The following is a 2,114-nucleotide window of genomic DNA, read 5'->3' on the forward strand; positions in this document are numbered from 1 at the left end:
ACCGAAGACTCTGCCGGCCTGCGCGAGCAGATCAAGGCCCAGCTCAAGGCCGACCTGCCGGACTACATGGTGCCGACGCACTTGCTGTTCCTCGAACAATGGCCACTGACCGCCAACGGCAAGCTCGACCGCAAGGCCTTGCCCACCGCCGACGCCAGCCAGGTCCAGCAGGACTACGTGGCACCGCGAAGTGAACTGGAACAACAGATCGCAGCGATCTGGCAGGACGTGCTCAAGGTGGAGCGGGTCGGCTTGCGCGATAACTTCTTCGAACTGGGCGGCCATTCGCTGCTGGCGACACAGATGGTCTCGCGCATTCGCCAGGCCCTCGGCCTGAACCTGCAACTGCGCCAGTTGTTCGAGAACGCCAGCCTTGAGGCCTGTGTGGCCGCGCTGGTGGACAGCGACGTGGCGCGGCCGGCGAGCATCCCGCGTCTTGCCCGGGACCCGGCGCAATTGCCACTGTCTTACGCCCAGCAACGCCAGTGGTTCCTCTGGCAGATGGAGCCCCACAGTGCGGCGTACCACATTCCGGCGGCGCTGCGAATTCAGGGCGCCCTGGACCTGCAGGCCTTGCAACGGAGTTTCGCCGCCCTGGTGCAGCGCCACGAGAGCCTGCGCACTACCTTCGTCCAGGTCGATGAGCAAGCGTTCCAAGTCATTCACGAGCAGATGAGCCCGGTGGTGTTTGCGCAGGTTCTCGACGGCGACAATGAACAGATCCAGGCCTTCGTCCGCCAGCAGATCGCCCAGCCATTCGACCTGCAAAACGGTCCGCTGCTGCGGGTCGGCCTGCTGCGGGTGGCGGCCGACGAGCATGTGCTGGTGCTGACCCAACACCACATCGTCTCCGATGGCTGGTCGATGCAATTGCTGGTGCAGGAACTGATCCAGGGTTATGCCGCGTACAGCCAGGGTGAGGCCCCGACATTGGCCGAGCTGCCGATCCAGTATGCCGATTACGCGGTGTGGCAGCGTCAGTGGATGGACGCCGGCGAGCGGCAACGGCAACTGGCGTACTGGACCGATGTGCTGGGGGGCGAGCAGCCGTTGCTGGCGCTGCCCACCGACCGGCCGCGCCCGCCCCGGCAGAGCTTTGCCGGCGCACGCCTGGCTATCGACCTGCCCCAGGCCCTGGGCCAACAGCTGCGACAACTGGCCCAGCGCGAAGGCAGCACGTTGTTCATGGTCTTGCTGGCGTCGTTCCAGGCCTTGCTGCATCGCTACAGCGGCCAGTCGGACATTCGTGTCGGCGTGCCCATCGCCAACCGCAACCGGGTGGAGACCGAAGGGCTGATCGGCTTTTTCGTCAACACCCAGGTGCTCAAGGCCGAGGTCGATCCGCAGCAGCGTTTCAGTGCGTTGCTGGCGCAGGTCAAACAGGCGGCCATCGGTGCCGAGGCCCATCAGGACCTGCCGTTCGAGCAACTGGTCGAGGCACTGCGGCCTGAGCGCAACCTGAGCCACAGCCCGTTGTTCCAGGTGCTGTACAACCACCAGAGCGTTGCTCGCCAGGCACTGCCGGCGCTGCCCGGGCTGGTCATCGAGGCCCAGGACTGGGAAAGCCAGACCGCCCAGTTCGACCTGACCCTCGACACCCTGGAAGCCGAGGGTGAACTCGGTGCGGCGTTGACCTATGCCACTGACTTGTTCGACGCCAGCACTGTGCAACGCCTGGCTGAGCACTGGCTGAACCTGCTGCACGGCATCGTCGCCGATCCCCGCCGACGCATCGGTGAATTGCCGCTGCTGACGACCGCCGAGCAACAGCAACACATCGGCCAATGGAATCCGGCCCCACGTAGTTTCCCGGGCGAGGGGTGTCTGCATCAGCGCATCGCCGAACAGGCGCGCTGGCGCCCCGATGCCGTCGCCTTGCGTTGCAACGCCCAAACCCTGACCTACGGTGCTCTCAATGCCCAGGCCAACCGCCGCGCCCATCAGTTGATCGCCCACGGCGTCGGCCCGGATGTGCTGGTGGGATTGGCCGCCGAGCGCGGTTTCGACATGCTGGTGGGGCTGCTGGCGATCCTCAAGGCCGGCGGTGCCTATGTGCCGCTGGACCCGACTTATCCCCAGGATCGCTTGGCCTACATGATGCAGGACAGCGGCAT

General features: G+C 65.6%; 1 protein-coding gene. It reads left to right on the top strand.

Annotation, left to right across the window (positions count from 1 at the left end; translation table 11 throughout):
* On the top strand, nt 1-2,114 hold a 2,114-nt coding region (locus BLQ55_RS31040), incomplete at both ends, for a condensation domain-containing protein (RefSeq protein WP_143011823.1).

The sequence above is a fragment of the Pseudomonas sp. NFACC13-1 genome (assembly GCF_900104425.1).
GTDB lineage: Bacteria > Pseudomonadota > Gammaproteobacteria > Pseudomonadales > Pseudomonadaceae > Aquipseudomonas > Aquipseudomonas fluorescens_AA.